Here is a 20,051-nt window from a genome sequence, read left to right as displayed (position 1 = left end):
AGTTCTTTGTGGGGCGGGGTTGAGGCACGCCGGAGCAGCGGTATAAGACATCGAGCACCTAGGAGAGGAGCGCATCAATGGCTGAAACAGGTGAAAGCGCCGGCGAGATCCAATCGCATGTCGAAACCTTCAATGGTTTCACGGCTTTGATGAAGTGGGGCACGGTGGCGGTTTTCCTCATCGCTGCGTTCGTCGTCTTCCTGATCGCCCGCTGACGTGAAGATCGCAGTACTCAAGGAAGCGGCAATTGCCGAACGACGTGTCGCGGCTACGCCCGAAACCGTCAAGAAATTCATTAATTTGAAGGCTTCGGTCGCGGTCGAGTCCGAGGCGGGACTTGCCGCCTCCTATGCCGATGCCGCCTTCCGCGAGGCCGGGGCGACCACCGGCACGCGCGCGGACGTGCTCGCCGATGCCGATATCGTGCTCGCGGTACAGGGCCCGGACCCCGACAGCCTCGCCGGCCTCAAGCCCGGCGCTTGGCTCGTCGCCGGGCTCAATCCCTTCGGCGAGCGCGCCCGAATCGACCGCTATGCGGCGCTGGGCCTCGAGGCGCTGGCGATGGAGTTCATGCCGCGCATCACCCGCGCGCAATCGATGGACATTCTCTCCTCGCAGTCGAACCTCGCCGGCTACAAGGCGGTGCTCGACGCCGCCGCCGAGTACGACCGCGCCTTCCCGATGATGATGACCGCGGCCGGCACGGTGAGTGCCGCCAAGGTGTTCGTGATGGGCGTCGGCGTCGCCGGTCTCCAGGCGATCGCCACCGCGCGCCGGCTCGGCGCACAGGTCTCGGCCACCGACGTCCGTTCGGCGACCAAGGAGCAGATCCTGTCGCTCGGCGCCAAGCCGATCTTCGTCGAGAATGTCGCCGGGATCGAGGGCGAAGGCTCGGGTGGCTATGCCACCGAGATGAGCGACGCCTACAAGGCCGCGCAGGCCGAGCTGGTCTCGGCGCATATCGCCAAGCAGGACATCGTGATCACGACGGCGCTGATCCCCGGCCGCGCCGCCCCCCGGCTGATCAGCGACGCGCAGGTCGCGACGATGCGGCCGGGCAGCGTGATCGTCGACCTTGCGGTGGAGCAGGGCGGCAATGTCGAGGGCTCGGTGGTCGGCGAGATCGTGGAGCGCCACGGCGTGAAGATCGTCGGCCATCGCAACGTGCCCAGCCGGCTCGCGGCGGACAGCTCGGCCTTGTTCGCACGCAACCTGTTCAACTTCCTCTCGGCCTTCTGGGACAAGGAAGCGGGCAAGCCCGTGCTCGACGAGGAGATCGGCACCGCCGTGCGGGTGACGCAGGGCGGCAAGGTGGTGCACGAGAGGCTGCTGTCGTGACCAATCCTCCCCTGAAAGGGGAGGTGGCGCGCAATGGCGCGACGGAGGGGTGTCGCCGCGCGGGGTGTAGCCCTTCGATTGCAGCGGGGACACCCCTCCACCAGCCTGCGGCTGGTCCCCCTCCCCGTTCCGGGGAGGATCTTTCCGCGCGACCGCGCGCGGATCAGGAGTAGATCATGGACTTCATCTCGATCCTCTCGGTTTTCGTGCTCGCCTGTTTCGTCGGCTATTATGTCGTCTGGTCGGTCACGCCGGCGCTGCACACGCCGCTGATGGCGGTGACCAACGCCATTTCCTCGGTGATCATCGTCGGCGCGCTGATCGCCGCCGCGGCTGGTAGCCTGGGGGGGGCGGGCGAGACCTCGAAATGGCTTGGGCTGCTCGCGGTGGTGCTGGCCAGCATCAACATCTTCGGAGGGTTCGCGGTGACCGCGCGGATGCTCGCCATGTACAAGAAGAAGGTTCGCTGAGCATGGAGAGCATCGCGCAAAATCCCTGGGCGGCACTCGCCTATCTCGTCGCCGGGGTCTGCTTCATCCTGGCACTCCGCGGGCTGTCGAGCCCCGCCACCAGCCAGCGCGGCAACCGTGCCGGCATGATCGGCATGACCATCGCGGTGGTGACCACATTGGTCACCCATGTCCCGCGCATCGCGCCGCCCTGCCCGACAGGCGCCATCTGCGAGAATTACGGCACGCCGGTGCTCGACACGCTGACGCTGGTCGAGCTGCTGGCGGCGATCGGCATCGGCGCCGCGATCGGTATCGTCACGGCGCGGCGGATCGCAATGACCGCGATGCCGCAGCTCGTCGCCGCCTTTCACTCGCTGGTCGGGCTGGCGGCGGTGCTGGTCGCCGGCGCGGCCTTCCTCAATCCCGGCGCGTTCGGCATTGCCAGCGACGGCGTGATCTTCCTCCAGAGCCGCATCGAGATGGGGCTGGGCGTCGCGATCGGCGCGATCACCTTCTCGGGATCTGTGATCGCGTTCCTCAAGCTCAACGGCAATATGGGCGGCAAGCCGATCCTGCTGCCCGGGCGCCATGCGATCAACCTGGGCGTGCTCGCCGCGATCCTCGGCCTGATCGCCTATTTCACGCAGGACCAGAGCCCCTGGATTTTCTGGACCGTCACCGCGCTGAGCTTCGCGATCGGCTTCCTGCTGATCATTCCGATCGGCGGCGCGGACATGCCGGTGGTGGTGTCGATGCTCAACAGCTATTCGGGCTGGGCGGCGGCGGCGATGGGCTTCACGCTGCACAATTCCGCGATGATCATCACCGGCGCGCTGGTCGGCAGCTCGGGCGCGATCCTCAGCTACATCATGTGCCGCGCGATGAACCGCAGCTTCCTCAGCGTGATCGCGGGCGGCTTCGGCGGCGATGCCGGCGGGGGACCAAGCGGCGCGGCGGCGGTCGACCGGCCGTGGAAGCGCGGGAGTGCCGAGGACGCCGCGTTCCTCATGTCCCAGGCCGAGCAGGTGATCATCGTCCCCGGCTATGGCATGGCGGTGGCGCAGGCGCAGCACGTGCTGCGCGAGATGGCCGACAAGCTCAAGGCGCACGGCGTGCGGGTGAAATACGCGATCCACCCGGTCGCCGGCCGCATGCCTGGGCACATGAACGTGCTGCTCGCCGAAGCCAATGTCCCCTATGACGAGGTGTTCGAGCTGGAGGACATCAACTCCGAGTTCGCCCAGACCGACGTCGCCTTCGTCATCGGCGCCAACGACGTGACCAACCCCGCCGCCAAGACCGACAAGTCCTCGCCGATCTACGGCATGCCCGTGCTCGACGTGGAAAAGGCCAAGACGGTGCTGTTCATCAAGCGCAGCATGGGCGGCGTCGGCTATGCGGGCGTCGACAACGAGTTGTTTTATCGAGATAATACGATGATGCTGCTCGCCGACGCCAAGAAAATGGTCGAGGAAATCGTCAAGTCGCTGGATTGATCGGGGATTGGCGTGGTCGGATCGATATTTGGCGGCGCGTTTCGCCTGTTGCGGCAGCATCCGCTGGCGGTGCTGGTCTGGGCGATCCTCTACCTGGTCGGCATCTTCGCGATCGGGCTGCTGCGGATCCTGATCGCGCCGGCCGATCCGGCCAACATCGCGGGCGCGATCGGTGCGGCGCTGCTCAGCCAGGGGCTGGCGCTCGCCCTCGTCGCGGTGCTGATCACCGCGGCGACCCGCGCGACGCTGCACCCCTACAAGCGCGGCGCCTGCTATCTGCGGCTGGGCGCCAACGAGCTGCGCGTGTTCGCACTGCTGGTGCTGCTGACCATCGCAAGCATGGTCGCGACCTTCCTGCTGACGCTCGCCAACGGCTTCCTGCTGGGGCTGCTCGCCTGGCTGGCGCCTGGGGCCGCGACCGGCTGGTTGGGTGCGCTGCTGCTGCTGGTAGAGCTGGCCGCGCTGCTCTTCGTGCAGGTTCGCCTCTCGATCGCGCTGCCGCTCACCTATCTCTACGAGGCGATCACCGTCGACGAGGCCTGGGCGTAATCGCGCGGCCATTTCTGGTCGATCTTCGGTGCCTTCGCGGCGCTGGCGCTGCTCGTCGCATCGGTGGGGCTGGCGCTGCTCGCCCTCTTCTTCCTGCCGATCCTGAGCACGCTGGTGCAGACCGGCGCCAATGCGCAAGCACTGATGGAAACGTTGCTGATGATCGTGCTCGCCGCCAAGAACCTGCCGGCCATCTCGCAGCTGCTGCTGGTTTCCGGCATGCTCGCGCTGGTCGCGCTAGGCTTCGTGCTGATGACCGCGACTCTCGCCAACGCGGCGCGGACCATGCTCGGATTGCAGGACGGCCAGATCGAGGATTTGCGCCGGTCGCGCGGATAGTTCCGAATTCTCTGCTCCACTTCGGAGATACCCCATGTGCGCTCTGCCAAATCGCTCCGATTTGGAGTAGAACAGACTCCGCCATTTCGGAGCGATACGGCATCTGTTGGAACAGATGTCGAACCATGGGGGCGGACATGTACGAGGCAATTGGGGCCGGGGGGCTCGAAAACATTTCCTACGACATCGCGGTCGATGTCGCGCAGATCGTCGCCGGGTCGCCGGGGCGCGCGGCCGCGGCGGAACGGATCGTCGCGGCGGCCGGCTTGCGAGCCCGCCAGCCGCTGGACGCCGCGAGCGCATTGCAATCCGAGACGCTGCTCGACGGCGTGCAGCTGCTGTTGCTGGAGGCGGAGGGCATCGCGCCCGCGTTGCTCGAACCGCTGCTGATCCGGCTCGGCGCGATGGCCGAAGCGCGCGGCGTGCCGCTGATCGCGACGGTGGCACAAGCGCAGATCGACATCGCGCTGGGCCTGCTGCCCGCATCGGCGCTGCTGCAATGCGCGCCGAGCGATGCGGACCGGCTCGGCGCGGTGCTCGCCGCCCGCCGCGAACCGGTGGCGCGGCTGCACGACGGCATGCGCGACCAGGAGACGATGCGCATGCGGCGCTTCCACGAGGAAGTGGCGCGCATCGCCGACTCGCTCTCGCGCCTCACCCGCAGCGAACTGCCCGAGCGCAGCGCGAGCGTGCGAAACGACGCCATGGCGTTCCGCATGGACACCGACACCGTCGAGACGGACGCGGCGGAGATCCGCCGGGTGATCCGCGCGCGGCGGATGCGGGCGGAGTTCTTCGATGGCGACCTGTTCGCCGATCCCGCCTGGGACATGCTGCTCGATCTCTTCGCCGCCGAACTCGAGCATCGCCAGATCTCGGTCTCCAGCCTGTGCATCGCCGCCGCGGTGCCGCCGACGACCGCGCTGCGCTGGATCGGCACGCTCAACGAGGCGGGACTGTTCGACCGCAGGGCCGATCCCAGCGACCGCCGCCGCGCCTATATCGCGCTCAGCGAATCGGCGCGGCGCGGGATGGAGCGCTATGTCGCGGCGGTGAAGCGGGCGGGACTTTCGCTCGTTTGAGGCTTGCCCTTCGCGCGCGGCTTTGGCATCGGCGTCCGACGCGGACGCCTCCGGCGCGCGCGGGCGGTTAGCTCAGTTGGTAGAGCATCTCGTTTACACCGAGAGGGTCGGCGGTTCGAGCCCGTCACCGCCCACCATCTTCCTTCGTCGATTCAGGAAGCGGGCTGGCGGCTTTCGCCCACTTGCGGACATCGAGAAGCACCGCCAACCTGCCGGGAGCGGATGAGAGGTAGGGTCCGATGGCTATACAAATGCTGACCGGCGACGATGCCATCGCGCGGATCAAACTATGCACAGCGACCGGCGGCCAGGTGCTCGGGGTAGATGGGATCGAGATAGCTGCCGAAGGCCATGTCGGTCGGCTCGATCTCATTCTCGATCTTTCCGCGCGTGCCATCACTCCCGAAGCGGCTGGACAGGAAGCGATCGGTTTCGTGGGAGCACACGCAGCCGACAACATATTATTCGACGTCGTGACGGGGCACCCGGAGGATGTCGCCTAACGCCCCAGTAGCGGACGGCGACATCTAGGTTTAGGATGACCAACGATGCGCTTAGCCTCGAACCTCATAGGCATTCTTCTGCTGAGCAGTTGCTCTGGTGGAGCCACGAATGAGCTGACGTTGGCGACAGCAGATGGCCCCAACCCAAGTCTGATCGCTAGAATCGAGGCAAAGTTATCTGCGGATGCTTGCTTATCCAACATTGCTTCGATGCGACGTGAGTACCGATATCTATGGCGTGACGGTAAAGTTCTGCGCGATTTTATCGACGTGAAAGTGCAAGAAGCAGGGGTGGACGGTCTCCCCGCTGGGCGTTTTGTCGAGGACGCGAAAGTGCAGCCTAGATTTGACGATCGAGACTACTTCGTTGCCTTCGCGACCTACACAGTGCGAGGAGACGCGCTGGATCTATGGTCCTGTGGCCGAAATATAGGTGGTAGCATTCGGCACAAACCGATTTTCTAAAGGTCCGCTTCCCACCCAGTTTCGGCCGGTCGTAGGCGCCATCTGCGTCCACCCCCTAGTTGTTTAGTCGCGATGCGCCGCCAGCCGCGCCGTCAGGTTGCTCTGCGCATCGTCGTGGAGCGACACCGCCGCCGGTTGCACCAGCACGCTGTGCGGGGGCACGTCGTCGAGCAGCGAGACCTTGCCGCCGATCGTGCTGCCGCGGCCAATCGTCACGCGGCCGAGGATCGTCGCCCTCGCATAGACGATCACGTCGTCCTCGAGGATCGGATAGCGGGCATAGCGGCTGCGCGCGCCGAGCGTGACGTGCTGGTAGAGCCGCACGTTGCGGCCGATGATCGTCGTATCGCCGATCACCACGCCGGTGCCGTGGTCGATGAAGAAGCTCGGCCCGATCGTCGCCGCCGGGTGGATGTCGATGCCGGCATTGGCGAGCTCGGAGAGGATCCGCGCGACGATCACCGCACCCAGCCCGTGCAGCTGGTGCGCGACGCGATAATGGAGGATCGCCAGCGCCCCGGGATAGCTGATCAGGATTTCGTCGACGCTGCGCGCGGCGGGATCGCCGACGAATGCCGCGTCGACATCGGTGTCGAGCAGGGTGCGGATCTCGGGCAGCGCGGTGCTCGCGCCAGGCCGAGCGGACGGTGGTGAGCGCCGAGACCGCATCGGCGATCTCGCCGGCAGAGGCGTGGTCCGAAACTGCCGTCGCCGAGGGATCAGGCCGTCGCCGCGCGCGCCGGGGTGCCGAGCGGGTCGAGGGCGAGCAGGCCGCTCTGGCGCGCGACGATCGTCGGCACCAGCGCCTGGCCGGCGACGTTCACCGCGGTGCGGCCCATGTCGAGGATCGGGTCGATCGCCAGCAGCAGCCCCGCGCCTTCAAGCGGCAGGCCCAGCGTCGACAAAGTGAGGGTGAGCATCACCGTCGCGCCGGTGAGCCCCGCGGTCGCCGCCGAGCCGACCACCGCCACGAAGGCGATCAGGCCATAGTCCGCCAGGTGCAGCGGCACGCCGAAGAATTGCGCGACGAAGATCGCCGAGACGGCGGGGTAGATCGCCGCGCAGCCGTCCATCTTGGTGGTCGCGCCCAGCGGCACCGCGAAGGCGGCATAGGCCGCGGGCACGCCCAGCCGTTCGACCACCTCCTCGGTCACCGGCAGCGTGCCGACCGAGGAGCGCGAGACGAAGCCGAGCTGGATCGCCGGCCAGGCGGTGGCGAAGAAGCGCAAGGGGTTGAGACCGTTGGCGAGCAGCAGGGCCGGGTAGACGACGAGCAGCACCAGCGCGAGGCCGATATAGACCGCCGCCGCGAAGGCGCCGAGCGCCGACAGCGCGTCCCAGCCATAGCGGACCACCGCATCGCCGATCAGCGCGGTGGTGCCGATCGGCGTCAGCGCGATCACCCAGCGCAGCAGGCGGCGGAAGATGGCGAGCGCCGAGGCGTTGAACTGGAGGAAGGCGCTGCCCGCCTCGCCGACGCGCACCGCCGCCGCACCGATCGCGATCGCCGCAACGATGATCTGGAGGATGTTGAACGACAGGCCGGTGGTCGCACCGCCCTCCTTGAGCGTCGTTGACGCGGTGATCCCGAGGAAATTGGCGGGGACGACACCCTTCAGGAAATCGAGCCACGAGCCGGTGCTTGACGGCGCCTTGGCCGCGCTCGCCGCGACGCCGGCATGGAGGCCGGGCTGGAGCAGCAGGCCCAGCGCGATGCCGATCAGCACCGCGATCAGCGCGGTGGCGGCGAACCAGAACAGCGTGCGGGCGACCAGCCGGGCGGCATTGTCGAGGTCGCGCAGCGCCGCGATCGAGGCGATGATCGCGGTGAACACCAAGGGCGGCACCAGCGCCTTGAGCAGCTGGACGAAGATCTGCCCGGTGGTGTGGAGCGCCTCGCCGATTCCCGCCTGTCCGGTCGCGCGAACGGCGAAGCCCAGCGCCAGGCCCGCGGCCATGCCGAGCAATACCTGAAGGGCGAAAGTGGGGCGGATACGGGCGGGGACGGCATTGGCCATGCGGGGCGGCTCCTTTCGGAGTGCCACGATATCCTACCCGCTAAGTAGGAGAACAAAGATTTGCTATCAGCCCGGCTGGGCGGGCTTGGGGCCGGGCGACCGCCCCGGGTCGCCCGGCGCGCGCTCAATTCGCCTTGAACGTCGGCTTGTCGCCGGTGAAGGCGACGGTGACATAGCTGTTGTCGCACAGGTTGATGTTCGGCCAGACCGCGTCGGTCTTGTCCTCGAAGGTGGCGCGCAGGTCGAACTTGCAGGCGCTCGCCGCCTTCTCGAAATGCACCGTGGTCCGGGCGCCCGGCTTGACCTTGCCGTCCTTGTTGAGCTCGGCATCGACCTTGTTGTCGACCCAGCTGCCGCTGCCGGCGGGGGCGACTTCGATCTTGGTGATCAGCTTGCCGGTGGCGTTGGTGAGCATGAAATCCCACTCGTCGGCCAGCGCGGGGCCGGCCGCGGCGAGGATCGCGGCGGATACGATGAGAGCCAGTTTCTTCATGGTCTTCTTCCCTCCTGTTGCGCAGCATGTTGCGCCGAACGGGTGCAGCGAGCAAGGGCGTAACAATGCCTATAGCGTGCGCACCAGGCGCACCGCGACGGCGATCCAGGCGGGATCCGTCACCACCTGCTGACGGCCGCCCGCGCCGGGGGGGAGCAGCTGCAGCCGGGTACCGTCGCGCCCGATCAGCCGGCCGAACAGGAAGCGACCGGCGGGGCGCGGCACCAGCACGTCGCGGTTGAGCGCGCGGCCGAAGTCGGTGGGGGCGAGCCGCTCGCACCAGATCGCGTCGCCGGTGCGATAGTCGCCGATGCTCGCCTCCACCGCGACGGCGACGGTGCCGGCCTCGGGTCGGGGAGGAACCAGCGTCGCGGGGCGGCGCGGGGCATGGGCGCCGTCGGCCTCCAGTATCGCGGCCACGGGCACGTCCGGGCGATCGGGGAGCTGGACCAGATCGGCGGCATCCACCTCCAGGGCGGCGGCGATCCGGTTGAGCCAGGCGACGGAGACGGTGCGGGTGCCGGTTTCAAGCCGGCCGATCGTCTGCGCGGTGGTGGGCGGCTGGCAGCGGCGGGCGACGTCGTCGAGGGTCATTCCCTTGGCGCGGCGGACTTCGCGTATCGCGGTGATCATGGCCTGCTCCTAACCAAATCGGTTTTCCTCTTTCCTACAGATGCGCCGCGATGGCAAGAGGAACGAATCGGAACAAAAGGAGATCGTGGCATGCGCGAGCTGGTGGAGCGACCGACGGGCAAGGGCCGCAGCGTGACGGTGAACCTGGGCGAATCGCCGCTCGACTGGCTGCGCGCGCGCGGCCATGTCGATGCCCGGCAATATGAGGCGGGGGAGCGGCTGCGCGGCGATTACGAGACGGCGTCGCTGGGGCCGCGGGTGACAATGCGCTGGGATGCCGCGCCGCGCGAGGGCGGGCGACGCGCGGCGCCCGAGCCGCTCGACCCGACGCTGGCGCAGATCGCCGCCAAGCGCCGCTTCGATGCGGCGATCGCGGCGGTGGGCGGCGGGCTGTCCGACATCCTCTGGCGCGTGGTCTGCGCGGGCGAGGGGCTGGGCGCCGCCGAAAAGGGCCTCGGCTGGCCGGCCCGCGCGGGCAAGCTGGTGCTGTGCCTCGCGCTCGACCGCGTGGCGGACCATTACCGGCTCAGGTGACCGGAGGCGGCTCGGGTGCGGCGGCGGGGCGGGCGAGGAAGCGGCTATAGGCCCAGCCGATCGCGATCAGCGCCACGCCGAGCCCGAGGAAGGACAGGATGCGCAGCAGCCCGTCGAGCGCGGCGGCGTCGACCAGGAACACCTTGCAGGTGGTGAGGGTGAGCAGGCCGAGGCCGGCGAGCCGCAGGTCGTGCCGCCCCGCCGCGATGCCGCGCCCCAGCCAGGCGAGCGCGAGCAGCAGCAGCGCCGCCGAATAGCCGCCATTTTCCAGGCTGCCGATCGGCCCGGTGAGCAGCGTGCCGTGCGCCGTCCAGCGGATCGCGGCGAGCGCGGCGGCAATGCTCAGCAGCGCAGCGGGGACGCGCAGGCGCGGCAGCGTCCAGCACCAGAAGGCGGCAAGGGCGAGATGCGCGGCGAGGAGGGGGCCGGCTTGCTGCGCGACGAAGGCGGGGTTGAGCAGCACCAGGTCGAACCACGTCAGCCGGGCGAGGCCGAGCAGCAGCAGCGCCCGGGCCAGCCTGGGCAGCCGCGCGGCGCGGAGCAGCGCCCATCCGGCGGCGAGCGCGGCCTGGGTGAACAGCGCACGCTCGACAAAGCCCCAGGCGAGGAACCGCTCGGGCGTGGCGATCGCCAGCGGCTGCTTGGCGAGCGTGTAGAGCAGCAGCACCGCGCTCGTGCCCGCCAGGATCGCGGCGGCGCGGCGGGTGCGGCCGAAGGCTCGCGGATCCGCGACGAGGAAGGCGAGCGCGGCGGCAACCGGCAGCGCGAGGACGCGCAGCAGATCGGCGAAGAGCGGCAGTTCCCTGTAGGGCAGGCGGTCGCCGGTGAGCGAGGCGAAGATCGCCGAGGCGATGTCGAGCAGCGGGAGCGCCGCGGCGATCAGCGCGGCGAGCAGCCACAGGAGCGGCAGCGCGAACAGGCTCGGCGCGCGCACCTGCCGGGCCCAGAGGGCGAGCCCGCCCAGTACCAGCGCGAGCGGCAGCGACAGCCAGCCATGCGGCAGCGGCTGGGCCAGCGCCACGGTCAGCAGCAGCGCGCTCGCCAGCGTCGCGGCGGTGAGCGCGGGATCGTCGGCGTCGCTGCGCAGCATCCAGGCGAGCCGCGCGCAGGCGAGCGTGGCGCCGAGTTCGAGCAGGCCCCAGCCGAGCGGGGGCAGCAGCGTCGGCGCCAGCAGGTGCGCCACCAGCACCGGTCCGCCCGCGCCGAGCAGCGCGAGCGCGATCCATTGCCGCCCGCGTCCCGCCAGCGCCTGGCCGGCGCCGGTGAACAGCAGCGCGGCGACGAGTGCGCCGACGGGCGTGGCGCCGCGGTTCATGGCGGTGAGTCCCAGGCCCTCCAGCGCGAGCAGCAGCGCCACCGCGGCGAGCGCGCCGGGCAGATAGACGGCGTCCCGCCAGGCAAGCACCAGCGTCGCGGCGGCAAGCACGAGGTAGAAGCTCCAGGCGAGCGGCCCGAAGTCGAGTCCCGGCGCGATCGCCACCAGCTGCAGCAGGCCGACCAGCAGCGGCGCGAGGCGGAGCCAGCGGTTGCGCAGCCCTGCGGCGGGCAGCGCGGCACTCGCGCCGCCGGCCAGCAGCATGGTGTAGAGGCCGATGGCGGAGAGGTTGCCGCGCCCGTCGAGCACCGCGATCAGGAACTGGGTCCAGGCCAGCCCCGCGACGCTCGCGGCCAGCGCCAGCCAGCCCCAGCGGCGATGCACCGCGAGCCCGAACAATGCGGCGCCGAACAGGCCGAGATAGACGAGCAGCGGCGCGATCCCCGCCGCGTCGAACCCGGCGACCAGCGGCGCGAGAAAGCCGCCCGCCAGCGCCATGATCGCGGTGGGCGGGCCGTGGCGCAGCGACAGCCCCATCGCCCCCAGCGTCACCAGCACGACCGCGCCGAAGGCGGTGAGCGGCGCGATCAGATGGTAGAGCGCGGCGGCCATGTAGAGCGTGCCGTACAGGCTCGCGATCCCCGCGCCGGCGAACACCTGCCCCAGCCGGGCATCGTCGCGGGTGGCGGGCAGGCGACGCACCGCTTCGCTCGCCGCGACCAGCGCGAGGCCGAACAGCGCGGCAATGAACGTGCGCGCGGCGGGACCGAGCAGGCCCTGCTCGATCGAGTAGCGCACCAAGAAAAAGCCGGCGAGCACCAGCGCGATGCCGCCGATCCAGATCGGCAGGCGGCCGCCGACCAGCGTCTCGAAGCTGAGGCGGGGCAGGGTGAAGGCGGGGCTTGGCGGTGCGGGTGGTGCCGCTGTCGGCGCGTCCTCGCGTACCATGGAAGTTTCGGCCTCCACCGCGCGGGCCCTTGCTGCCTCGGACTCGATCGTGGTTCGAACGCTCGCCACCGGCCGCGGCGCCGGTGCCTGCGCGCGGCCGTCGAGCCGCGCGATCCGCACCTCCAGTGCCTGCAGGTCGCGCTCCAGCCGGTCGATGCGGCGCTTCAGCACGGCGAAGGCGGTCGCGGCGGCGACGGCGAGCAGCAGGAAGGCATAGGCGGTCATCACGCCCGGCTTCGCACGTTCGGGCGGCGATGTCGCGCACAGGCCACGCAACACGGCTCAAAATCGGCTATGCTACCCGCCATCAAGGAGAGGAACGCCGATGATCGTCTATGGTTCGACATTGTCCCCCTATGTCCGCAAATGCATGGTGTTCGGGGCAGAGAAGGGCTTGGAACTGCAGCTGAAATTCGCAGGACCCGGCAGCCCGGACCCCGAGTTTCGCGCGATCAGCCCGTTCGGCAAGATGCCGGGCTTCCGCGACGGCGACTTCACCATCGCCGATTCGTCCGCGATCGTGACCTATCTCGAGGCCAAGTACCCCGAGCCCAACCTGATCCCGCTCGCGGCGGAATCGCGGGCTCGGACGATCTGGTTCGACGAAGTGGCGGATACGATCATGATGGCGGCGGGTGGGGCCATCTTCGGCAATCGGTTCGTGAAACCGCGGGTGATGCAGCTGCCCTGCGACCATGAAGCCGCCGACCAGGCCGAGAACGAGCAGCTGCCGCCGATCTTCGCCTATCTGGAGAAGACCATCCCCGACAGCGGCTTCCTGGTCGAGGACCGGCTGACCCTCGCCGACATCGCCATCGCCAGCCCGCTCGCCACGCTGGGCTGCATCGGCGTGTGCGTCGACGCTGCCCGCTACCCGCGCACCGCCGCCTATGTCGAGGCGATCCACGCCCGGCCGAGCTTTGCCGCGATCCTCGCGCGCGACAAGGCGCAGGTGGCGGCGATGGGCGGCGCAGTAGCCAAGGCGACCGCCGCCGCCTAAATGGGCGGCATGCGTATCGAATTCACCAAGTGCCACGGTTCGGGCAACGACTTCCCGCTGATCGACGCGCGCGCGTTGACGCTGTCCGAAGCCGACTGGGCGACGCTCGCCCGCCTGCTCGCCGATCGCGCCGGGCCGGTGGGCGGCGACGGCCTGCTCGCGCTGGTGCCGGGCGACGACGCCCACGCCTTCGGCATGCGGATGTGGAATTCGGACGGCTCCGAGGCCGAGACCTGCCTCAACGGCCTGCGCTGCACCGCGCGGCTGGGCTTCGACCTGCTGGGGCTGGACGCCGCGCAGGTAAAGCTCAAGACCAGCTCGGCCAGCGTTTTGCGCGATCCCGAGATCGCCCCCGGCGTCGCGACGATCCGCACGCTCGTGGGGCCGAACTCGACCCGCGCCGCCGATGTCGGGCTGGTCGGGGCGCCCGAGCAGGTGCGCGACGCGCCGATTGCCGGCCTGCCCAACCCCCGCGCCTTCACCGCGGTGGCGATGCCCAACCCGCATCTGGTGACCTTTGTCGACCAGGTCGACGAGGCCGAACTGGTGGAACTTGGGGAATGGTGCGAAAGCCGCCCGCCGCTATTGCCCGCGCGCGCCAATGTGTCCTTCGTCGAGGTCCGCGGGCCGACCCGCCTGTTCGTCCGCACCTTCGAGCGCGGCGTCGGGCTGACCGACAGCTGCGGCAGCGCGATGGCGGCTTCGGTGCTGAGCGCCGCGCTCACCGGCCGCGTCCCCTTCGGTACCCCGATCGAAGTGTTCAACCGCGGCGGCATGGTCCGCGGCCAGGCCGAGCCGGACACGCGGGTGATGCTGAGCGGCAACGCGACGTTCGAAGCGGAACGGGCGGTGGAGGTGGATTTCGCCGCCGGCACCCTCAGCGCGGTGGCGACGCTGCGCGATCGCGAGGCGGAGCGCGCGGCGTGGGAGGCGATGGTGGCGGGGCTGGCGCAATAGCGACGCGGTCCCCCGTCCGTCCACGTGAAAGGCTCTAGCCGCCTTCCTCGCCCCGCAGGTCGTCGTCGGACGGATCATAGTCCAGCAGGTCGCCCGGCGTGCAGTTGAGGTAGCGGCAGATCGCCGCCAGCGTGGCGAAGCGCACCCCCTTCACCCGTCCGGATTTCAGCAGCGACAGATTCGACTCGGTGATCCCGATCGCTTCCGCCAGTTCCTTCGAACGGACCTTGCGACGGGCGAGCATGACATCAAGGTTGACGATAATTGGCATCAGACGAAGCTGTCCAGATCGCGGCGTGCTTCGAAGCCGGCCTCGATGGCCCAGATCGTCGCATAGGCCGCCAGTGCCAGAAGCAGGCCGCCGCCGATCTTGTCGAGATAGATGTACAGCTCGATCTTCTCGCCATTGGGCGTGCCGGGCGAGAGGACCGTCGCCAGCAGGCTATCATAGACAGGGCTGGTCAGCGCCCAGACCAGCGCCGCGATTGCGGAGACGCGCAGCCATCGCAGCGCGCGGGGCAGCGCATCGGGACCACCATTGCCGCCCAGCCGCCGCAATGCGAGGCCGACCCCGGCCAGCAGCAAGGCGAACGGACCGAGATTGATGGCTTCGACGGCGGCGAGGCCCAGGCGAACATCCGGTCGGGCGACATAGGCTTCGAAAGTTCGCAGCGCCGCCGGCGTGGCCAGTACAGCGACCCGCACGTCCTGATCGAGCAGCTGGGTGGGCCGCGCCCGCCAGGCACAGGGGGCGTCTCCACCGCAAATCGGCGACGCGCCGGGCGAAATCCCCGCCACGGCGATCACGATCCCCATTACCAAGGCTGCGACAAGGAAGGTCGCCCCCATGGCCCGGCACAGCACGGCCTTGCGGCGCGGCAGCCAATAGCTGTTTGTCATCAAAATCTTTCTGTTTGACGGTAATATATTCTCATTATACACGATGCAGGCGGTCTAACGATAGCCGCGCCGTTCGGGGGAACCGACATGAAGCTATGGAATTCCGGTGCCTTGGGCGCCGTGTTGACGCTCGCCTCCACCACAGCAATGGCGCAGGAAATCACGCCCGCGCCGACACGGCCCGATGGGGCGGAACTGGCGATCGGCGTGCTCCGCCACGGCGCGAATTTTCACCCGCTGGGCAGCAAGCTGATCTTCGACCTGCCGGCACTGCCACAGGGGCAGATCTATGAAGGCCAGGAGGAAAATGGCACGACCGACGTGGAACTGGCCTACCGTAGCAGGCCGCTGCGCGTGTTGCTGAAGCCACGGCTGACCGGCAAGCTGCAAGTGAATACCAACGGACGGACCAGCTTTGCCAGCGTCGGCGCCGAATGGCGGCAGCATATCCTGCACAACCGGCTGTACGGCCAGGTGGGGATCGGGATTACCGTTATCGACGGCTATCGTTTCACCCCGGATCCTTTCGCGCCGAGCATTGCCGTGGATGAGGCGCGGCGCCGCTACGACATCTATCGGCGGCGGACCTCGTTCGGATCGAAGGTGCTGTTCAACCCGAATGCGGCGATCGGCGTTCGCCTGAGCGCGAACTGGGCGGCGGAACTGGCATGGGAGCATTACAGCCACCACCAGCTCTTTTCGGATCAGAACCCCGGCATCGACACGATCGGCATCCGACTGGTGCACCGTTTTGGCCGCTGATCCCGCCTGGCGATCCTGCCAATGTACCAAATAGGATAAAAAGTCTTGACATCGTCACGCTCCTGTGGCACAAAACAGGAACGCTGAAGAATTGCGAGTCGCCTCGGCGGCTTCATGGAACGGGCCGGGCACATCAGTGCCGCGGCCCGTTCGCGCTTTCGGAAGAGGTGCCATGACTGACGTGATCGGCAAGGCGACCAATCGTCGCCTGCAGAAGCGCAAGCTGCCGGCCCATGCCTGGAGTGATCGGCAGGAGCGCGCGTTCCTCGACATGCTCGCGGCGACTTGCAACGTGGTGCGGTCGTGCAAGCAAGCGAAGGTGGATCATCGCTCTGCCTATCGCCGCCGCCGCGAAAATCCCGTGTTCGCGAGCGCTTGGCGGGCGGCGATTCTCACGGGCTATGAGCGACTGGAGGAGCAGCTGCTCGCCCAGTTGGCAGCGCCGCACCCGTTCGAGGAGGATGGTATCGACGAGGTACCGCCGCCGGCCGGGGCATTCGATGCCAAGCTGGCGATGGAGCTGCTGCGCATGCATCGGGCAACGGTGGAGAACCGGCCGCAAACGCCGCGCGGGCGGGTGGTACGGGTCAGCCGCGACGAGGCAGAGGCTGCGCTGAACAAGAAGCTGGACGCGCTGGCCAAGCGGCTCGCCGAAGAGCGCGGGGATCAGCCATGACCCCGGCCGATGCCGAGGATGCGTTGGCGCGGTTGGCATTGGCACCGCGCGATGAGCGGGTGCAGATGATCCGCGAGATGCCGCGCTCGCACCTCCGCTTCTTCAACGAGGCGTGGTGGCGTTGGGCGCATGAAGGCCAGTTCTGGCCTGAGGGGGATTGGCGGGTCTGGCTGATCCGTGCGGGCCGTGGTTTCGGCAAGACGCGCGCGGGGGCGGAATGGATCAGCGAGATGGCGCGGCAGCGGGCCGAGGCCAGGATCGCGCTGGTCGGCGCCACCGTGGACGAGGTTCGCCGGGTGATGGTGGAGGGACCGGCCGGGCTGCTGGCGGTGGCCCGCGAGCTGGAGACGATCGGCTGGCATCCGACGCGCGGCGAGCTGGTGTTTGCCTCGGGTGCGCGCGCGTTCGTCTATTCGTCCGAGGCGCCCGAGAAACTGCGTGGGCCCGAGCACGACTTCGCCTGGTGCGACGAACTTGCCAAGTGGCGCGCGGGAGCAGCGGACATCGCCTGGGACAATCTGATGCTGGGGATGCGCCGCGGCGAGCAGCCGCGGGTGGTGGTCACGACCACGCCGCGGCCGGTTAAGCTGATGCGGCGGGTGATGGCGATCCCGCGCCCGACCCTGCACGAGACAAGGGGGCGGACGCGGGACAATATCCATCTGCCGCGCAGCTTCGTGGAGGCGATGTTCGCCGAATATGCCGGCACGCGGCTCGGGCGGCAGGAGCTGGACGGCGAGATGATCGACGATGTCGCCGGCGCATTGTGGCCGCGTGCGCTGATCGAGCGCCAGCGCCGCGCGGTCGACGTGCCCTTGGTGCGGGTGGTGGTCGGGGTCGATCCGCCGGCCGGGACCGAGGGCGATGCCTGCGGGATCGTCGCGATCGGGCTGGGCGAGGACAAGCACGGCTATGTGCTCGCCGATGCCAGCGTCGCAGGGCTCGGCCCCGAAGGCTGGGCGGCGGCGGTGGCGGACTGCGCGGCGCGGTTCGAGGCCGAGTGCGTGGTGGCGGAGAAGAACCAAGGCGGCGCGATGGTGGGAAGCGTGCTCAAGGCCGCGGACAGCGCGCTGCCGCTCCGGCTGGTCCATGCCAGCCGCGGCAAGGTGGTGCGCGCCGAGCCGGTGGCGCTGCTCTACGAGCGCGGGCTGGTGTGGCACGCGAGCGTGTTCGCCGAACTGGAGGCGGAACTGGCCGGGCTGCAGGCGTGCGGCGGCTATGAAGGGCCGGGGCGCTCGCCCGACCGCGCCGATGCGCTGGTCTGGGCGGTGACCGAGCTGATGCTCGGCCGGCGCGGCAAAGCGGCGGTGCGGGTGGTGTGAGACCCCAGATCCTCCCCGGTACGGGGAGGGGGACCGCGCGGCGCAGCCGCGTGGTGGAGGGGCCGCGCCGTAAGGCGCGGTGTGCCCAAGCCGCCCGATACCGCCGCGTGCCGCGGCGGCCCCTCCACCATTCGCTGGCGCGAATGGTCCCCCTCCCCGTTCCGGGGAGGATTTAGACATAGGAGAAACGCAATGCGAAACTGCATGGCTGCAGGGCTGCTCGCCCTGCTGACGGGCGCGTGCGCGCTCAATGCGCAGACCGGCATCGCGGTGGGCGCCGGCGTTACCGTCGCGGTGAACGACCGTGACGGCGACGGCATGCTCGATGCCGCCGAGGTGCAGGCGCTGATCGCGAAGGTATTTCCCCCCGACAAGCTGACCGGCGGGTTCTGGGACGGGATGCGCGCCAGCCTCACCGCTGCCTATTGGGCACGCGACCTGGACCAGGATGGCAAGCTCAGCGTCGCGGAGCTGGCGCGATGAAGTGGTTCGGGCGCAAGGCCGCGCGCGAGGGGCAGCGGCCGGCGCTGGCGCGGGGCGGCTGGGGCAGCTTCGGCGACTGGCCGCGCAGCTACGAGGTACAGCTGCGCGAAGGCTATTGCCAGAACCCGGTGGCGCAGCGCGCGGTGCGGCTGGTGGCGGAGGGCGTCGGCGGCGCACCGCTGACCGGCACCGATCCGGGGCTGGTGGCGCTGGTCGCCGCCCCCTCGGGCGGGCAGCGGCTGCTCGAGACGCTGGCGGCGCAGCTGCTGCTCCACGGCAATGCCTATGTCCAGCTGCTCACCGACGAAGCGGGCAAGCTGCAGACGCTCTATGCGCTGCGCCCCGAGCGGGTGACGGTGGAGCCCGATGCCGCCGGCTGGCCGGTGGCCTATCGCTACCGGGTCGGCGAGCATGTTACCCGGCTGGCGGCGGACGATGGCGGGCGGCCCCAGATCCTGCATCTGCGCGCCTTCCACCCGGCCGACGACCATTATGGCCTGGGCTGCCTGGACGCGGCGGCGGGCGCGATCGCGATCCACAATGCGGCGACGCGGTGGAACAAGGCGCTGCTCGACAATGCCGCGCGGCCGAGCGGGGCGCTGGTCTATGATCCGGGCGACGGTTCGGCGCTGGCGCCCGACCAGTTCGCTCGCCTGAAGGACGAGATGGAGGCCGGGTTCGCCGGCGCCGCCAATGCCGGGCGGCCGATGCTGCTCGAAGGCGGGCTCAAATGGCAGGCGATGAGCCTGACCCCCGCCGACATGGATTTCGTCGGGCTCAAGGCGGCGGCGGCGCGCGAGATCGCGCTGGCCTTCGGGGTGCCGCCGATGCTGCTCGGGCTGCCCGGCGACGCGGCCTACGCCAATTACCGCGAGGCCAATCGCGCGCTGTGGCGGCTCGCGATCCTGCCGATGGCCGAGCATCTGCTCGGCGGGCTGGCGCAGGGGCTGGGCGCCTGGTTTCCGGGCGCCGCGCTCGCGGTCGATCTCGATCGGGTGACGGCGCTGGCCGAGGAGCGCGAGCTGCTCTGGCGGCAGGTCGCGGGCGCCGATTTCCTGACGAGCGAAGAGAAACGCAAGATGGTGGGGTTGCCATGACCGATGGAACGATGCTCGGCCAGCTGATCGCGCAGGCCGAAGAGGAAGGCGCCGAGCTGACCACGCTCCGCGCCATTGCCGAAGAGGCAGGCACCGTGGGCGCGAACCGCGCGCTGGCCCGGCTGGGGCTGGAGGATGCGGGTGCGGCCAAGGACATGGCCGAACTGCGCGAGCTGCTGAGCGCGTGGCGCGATGCCAAGAAGTCGATGATCAAGGCGGTGATGCAGTGGCTGGGGCGGACGATGGCGGCGCTGGTGCTGGTGCTGCTGGCGCTGCGGCTGGGCTTTCCCGGCTGGCTGAAATGAGCGTGCGCTTCGCCGGCTATGCGGCGGTGTTCGATCGCGAGGATCGCGGCGGCGATGTGGTGCGGCGGGGGGCGTTCGGGCCGGTGGGGCCGGTGCCCTTGCTCTGGCAGCATCGCGGTGCGCCGGTCGGCACGATCGAGGCGATCGGCGAGGATGCGCGGGGGCTGCGGGTGATCGGCCGGGTCGAGGATCCGCGGCTCGCGGCGCTGGTCGCCGAGGGCGCGGTGGCGGGGCTGTCCTTCGGCTACCGCGTGGGCGCCGCGCGGCGCGGCCGGGTGCGCGAGCTGACCGCGGTTCGGCTGATCGAAGTGAGCCTGGTGGCCGAACCGATGCAGCCGCTCGCGCGGGTGCATGCGGTCGGCTGAGTTTTTTCCGATTTTCTGA

The 20,051-nt window shown here is 69.2% G+C and carries 24 protein-coding genes, 1 tRNA gene and 1 pseudogene; 19 read left to right on the top strand and 7 right to left on the bottom strand.

What is annotated here, in order from left to right:
• Positions 1-77 precede the first annotated feature (77 nt).
• The 9 genes from GGR89_RS00715 to GGR89_RS00675 all read left to right on the top strand — a co-directional run bounded on the left by GGR89_RS00715 (position 78) and on the right by GGR89_RS00675 (position 5,759).
• Positions 78-215: an aa3-type cytochrome c oxidase subunit IV gene (locus GGR89_RS00715; RefSeq protein ID WP_125975531.1), complete on the top strand. Its 138-nt coding sequence runs from the start codon at positions 78-80 to the stop codon at positions 213-215.
• Position 216: 1 nt separating this feature from the next.
• Positions 217-1,338: an NAD(P) transhydrogenase subunit alpha gene (locus GGR89_RS00710; protein ID WP_125975533.1), complete on the top strand. Its 1,122-nt coding sequence runs from the start codon at positions 217-219 to the stop codon at positions 1,336-1,338.
• Positions 1,339-1,514: 176 nt separating this feature from the next.
• Complete coding sequence (locus GGR89_RS00705; RefSeq protein ID WP_093297885.1) at positions 1,515-1,808, top strand: proton-translocating transhydrogenase family protein; 294 nt, start codon at positions 1,515-1,517, stop codon at positions 1,806-1,808.
• A 2-nt stretch (positions 1,809-1,810) separates the two neighbouring features.
• Positions 1,811-3,286: an NAD(P)(+) transhydrogenase (Re/Si-specific) subunit beta gene (locus GGR89_RS00700; protein ID WP_125975535.1), complete on the top strand. Its 1,476-nt coding sequence runs from the start codon at positions 1,811-1,813 to the stop codon at positions 3,284-3,286.
• Positions 3,287-3,298: 12 nt separating this feature from the next.
• Positions 3,299-3,835 carry a hypothetical protein gene (locus GGR89_RS00695; protein ID WP_125975537.1) on the top strand — a complete coding sequence of 179 codons (537 nt, stop codon included), beginning with the start codon at positions 3,299-3,301 and terminating at the stop codon, positions 3,833-3,835.
• Positions 3,836-3,898: 63 nt separating this feature from the next.
• Entirely contained in the window at positions 3,899-4,174 is a 276-nt protein-coding gene (locus GGR89_RS00690; protein WP_125975539.1) for a hypothetical protein, read from the top strand.
• Between the two features lie 137 nt (positions 4,175-4,311).
• Positions 4,312-5,256: a helix-turn-helix domain-containing protein gene (locus GGR89_RS00685; protein WP_125975541.1), complete on the top strand. Its 945-nt coding sequence runs from the start codon at positions 4,312-4,314 to the stop codon at positions 5,254-5,256.
• Positions 5,257-5,317: 61 nt separating this feature from the next.
• A tRNA-Val gene (locus GGR89_RS00680) sits at positions 5,318-5,393 on the top strand.
• Positions 5,394-5,507: 114 nt separating this feature from the next.
• Entirely contained in the window at positions 5,508-5,759 is a 252-nt protein-coding gene (locus GGR89_RS00675) for a hypothetical protein (protein ID WP_125975543.1), read from the top strand.
• Positions 5,760-6,287: 528 nt separating this feature from the next.
• Here GGR89_RS00675 and epsC read toward each other — a convergent pair.
• From epsC to GGR89_RS00655, 4 genes and pseudogenes are all read right to left on the bottom strand, one after another.
• A pseudogene (epsC, locus tag GGR89_RS00670) lies at positions 6,288-6,851 on the bottom strand (serine O-acetyltransferase EpsC); the annotation flags it as partial.
• Positions 6,852-6,943: 92 nt separating this feature from the next.
• The gene (locus GGR89_RS00665) at positions 6,944-8,242 is read right to left on the bottom strand and encodes a dicarboxylate/amino acid:cation symporter (RefSeq protein WP_125975545.1); all 1,299 of its coding nucleotides are present in this window, start codon (positions 8,240-8,242) and stop codon (positions 6,944-6,946) included.
• Between the two features lie 124 nt (positions 8,243-8,366).
• Positions 8,367-8,735 carry a hypothetical protein gene (locus GGR89_RS00660; protein WP_125975547.1) on the bottom strand — a complete coding sequence of 123 codons (369 nt, stop codon included), beginning with the start codon at positions 8,733-8,735 and terminating at the stop codon, positions 8,367-8,369.
• A 69-nt stretch (positions 8,736-8,804) separates the two neighbouring features.
• The gene (locus tag GGR89_RS00655) at positions 8,805-9,368 is read right to left on the bottom strand and encodes a helix-turn-helix domain-containing protein (protein ID WP_125975549.1); all 564 of its coding nucleotides are present in this window, start codon (positions 9,366-9,368) and stop codon (positions 8,805-8,807) included.
• 90 nt (positions 9,369-9,458) lie between these two features.
• Here GGR89_RS00655 and GGR89_RS00650 point away from each other — a divergent pair, with 90 nt between their 5' ends.
• Positions 9,459-9,902, top strand: a complete 444-nt coding sequence (locus GGR89_RS00650; RefSeq protein WP_125975551.1) for a DUF6456 domain-containing protein — start codon at positions 9,459-9,461, stop codon at positions 9,900-9,902.
• Here the strand turns inward: GGR89_RS00650 and GGR89_RS00645 are convergent.
• A complete protein-coding gene (locus tag GGR89_RS00645) occupies positions 9,895-12,441 on the bottom strand; it encodes a DUF2339 domain-containing protein (RefSeq protein WP_245201524.1) in 2,547 nt (848 codons plus the stop codon). The genes GGR89_RS00650 and GGR89_RS00645 overlap by 8 nt on opposite strands.
• A gap of 49 nt (positions 12,442-12,490) precedes the next feature.
• On the opposite strand from GGR89_RS00645, the gene GGR89_RS00640 reads away from it, so the two are divergent.
• Both GGR89_RS00640 and dapF read left to right on the top strand, forming a co-directional pair.
• Positions 12,491-13,165 (top strand): glutathione S-transferase family protein, encoded by a 675-nt coding sequence (locus GGR89_RS00640; protein ID WP_125975554.1) that lies wholly within the window; start codon positions 12,491-12,493, stop codon positions 13,163-13,165.
• Positions 13,166-13,174: 9 nt separating this feature from the next.
• Entirely contained in the window at positions 13,175-14,122 is a 948-nt protein-coding gene (dapF, locus tag GGR89_RS00635) for a diaminopimelate epimerase (protein ID WP_209092075.1), read from the top strand.
• A 34-nt stretch (positions 14,123-14,156) separates the two neighbouring features.
• On the opposite strand, the gene GGR89_RS00630 is transcribed toward dapF, so the two are convergent.
• Positions 14,157-14,393, bottom strand: a complete 237-nt coding sequence (locus GGR89_RS00630; protein ID WP_125975558.1) for a helix-turn-helix domain-containing protein — start codon at positions 14,391-14,393, stop codon at positions 14,157-14,159.
• Positions 14,393-15,022: a hypothetical protein gene (locus GGR89_RS00625; RefSeq protein ID WP_241217943.1), complete on the bottom strand. Its 630-nt coding sequence runs from the start codon at positions 15,020-15,022 to the stop codon at positions 14,393-14,395. Before GGR89_RS00625 ends, GGR89_RS00630 begins: the two co-directional genes overlap by 1 nt.
• Before the next feature lie 87 nt (positions 15,023-15,109).
• On the opposite strand from GGR89_RS00625, the gene GGR89_RS00620 reads away from it, so the two are divergent.
• From GGR89_RS00620 to GGR89_RS00590, 7 genes are all read left to right on the top strand, one after another.
• Entirely contained in the window at positions 15,110-15,784 is a 675-nt protein-coding gene (locus GGR89_RS00620; protein WP_125975562.1) for an acyloxyacyl hydrolase, read from the top strand.
• Positions 15,785-15,956: 172 nt separating this feature from the next.
• On the top strand, positions 15,957-16,460 hold the full coding sequence (locus GGR89_RS00615; protein ID WP_164542657.1) for a hypothetical protein: 504 nt from the start codon (positions 15,957-15,959) through the stop codon (positions 16,458-16,460).
• Positions 16,457-17,782 (top strand): DNA-packaging protein, encoded by a 1,326-nt coding sequence (locus GGR89_RS00610; protein WP_125975566.1) that lies wholly within the window; start codon positions 16,457-16,459, stop codon positions 17,780-17,782. The genes GGR89_RS00615 and GGR89_RS00610 overlap by 4 nt, the downstream gene beginning before the upstream one ends.
• A gap of 192 nt (positions 17,783-17,974) precedes the next feature.
• Positions 17,975-18,265, top strand: coding sequence for a hypothetical protein (locus GGR89_RS00605; RefSeq protein ID WP_241213577.1), 291 nt, complete (start codon positions 17,975-17,977; stop codon positions 18,263-18,265).
• The gene (locus tag GGR89_RS00600) at positions 18,262-19,362 is read left to right on the top strand and encodes a phage portal protein (protein WP_125975570.1); all 1,101 of its coding nucleotides are present in this window, start codon (positions 18,262-18,264) and stop codon (positions 19,360-19,362) included. The genes GGR89_RS00605 and GGR89_RS00600 overlap by 4 nt, the downstream gene beginning before the upstream one ends.
• Positions 19,359-19,667, top strand: coding sequence for a DUF6127 family protein (locus GGR89_RS00595; protein WP_125975572.1), 309 nt, complete (start codon positions 19,359-19,361; stop codon positions 19,665-19,667). Before GGR89_RS00600 ends, GGR89_RS00595 begins: the two co-directional genes overlap by 4 nt.
• Entirely contained in the window at positions 19,664-20,032 is a 369-nt protein-coding gene (locus GGR89_RS00590) for an HK97 family phage prohead protease (protein ID WP_125975574.1), read from the top strand. The genes GGR89_RS00595 and GGR89_RS00590 overlap by 4 nt, the downstream gene beginning before the upstream one ends.
• Positions 20,033-20,051 lie beyond the last annotated feature (19 nt).

Origin of the sequence: Sphingomonas trueperi, from assembly GCF_011927635.1 — a bacterium.
In the GTDB taxonomy this organism is placed as follows: domain Bacteria; phylum Pseudomonadota; class Alphaproteobacteria; order Sphingomonadales; family Sphingomonadaceae; genus Sphingomonas; species Sphingomonas trueperi.
Note: the sequence above shows the minus strand (reverse complement) of the source record. Positions and strands in the feature narration are given on the sequence as shown.